The sequence below is a fragment of the Glaciimonas sp. Gout2 genome, assembly GCF_035018905.1.
Taxonomy (GTDB): Bacteria; Pseudomonadota; Gammaproteobacteria; order Burkholderiales; family Burkholderiaceae_D; genus Glaciimonas.
The window spans coordinates 1-942 of record NZ_JASJXA010000122.1 but is presented as its reverse complement, the minus strand read 5'-3'; the positions used below and the strand labels follow the sequence as shown (position 1 = coordinate 942).

At 44.7% G+C, this 942-nt stretch carries 1 protein-coding gene; it reads right to left on the bottom strand.

The genetic code is table 11. The features are described 5' to 3' along the window. Positions 1-16: 16 nt before the first annotated feature. The coding region (locus QN379_RS23410) for a hypothetical protein (protein ID WP_323507759.1) at positions 17-942 on the bottom strand (926 nt) is incomplete at its 5' end.

Below are 942 nucleotides of genomic sequence, written 5' to 3'. Positions count from 1 at the left end.
TCAGCACATCGCGTTGCTACAACATCCGACTGACACTGTTAATTAACCCAGTGTTGCGCTTGGTATTTGAAACCGCCGAGTAAAGACCATATTCTGTTTGCGTAGAGTTATAGTTGGCCTGCTTGTATCCAAGTGTATAAATTACACCGTTGTCACCCACTGCCGACTGCAGCGAGCGCATAGGTAATCTGACTCCCTTAGATGCATCACCATTTTCTGCGACGGTAAAGTTGGCGCCGTTGAAATGCCCTTGTTCCTGAGTAGAAATATGCGCTACACCGGCTGCATCAATGACAGGAGAAAAAACCTCAAAATATTCGTTAAACTGCGGTTTAGTACAACCGACACCTTTTAATTGTTTTTGCCATTTTATCAAACCATCGTTAAAACCAACGCCTAAAAATTCATGTTCAGATACGGAACTTGATACCGCATTGCATCGATTGAAATAAAGCGTCCCATCCTCTCCCAATGCCGCTGTGTCTACATGCTGGGTTGACATCTTGGACAAAGGCTCAAGTGGGGTCGTCCTTAATACATTTCCAGTACGCGTGTCCACAAATATCAGCAAACTACTATCAAATAGTCTTGCTACGACCGTGTTATCTTTAACAATTAACCCTGTAAAGCTTCTGTACCGATTGTGATAATAAGGGACTTCCAAATTGTGGCCGGTAGGATATTCGGTCAAATAATCTAGACTCCACTTAAGCTTAAATTGATCTTCTACATCGCTGAACCCGAGCATACCGATGTGTCTTGCTTTAGCGCTATGATTGGTTCGGCCAGCATATACATCACCCCCTGCATCTAATGCCAAGTCAAAGAACTTATCTCCCGGTGGCTGGTATTTCCATTTAAGTTGTGCCACATCAGACCCCGCTGTTTCGGCGGACATAGCTGCTTGTGCAGAGGTGAAAAATAGCGCGCTAACGGCTGCAC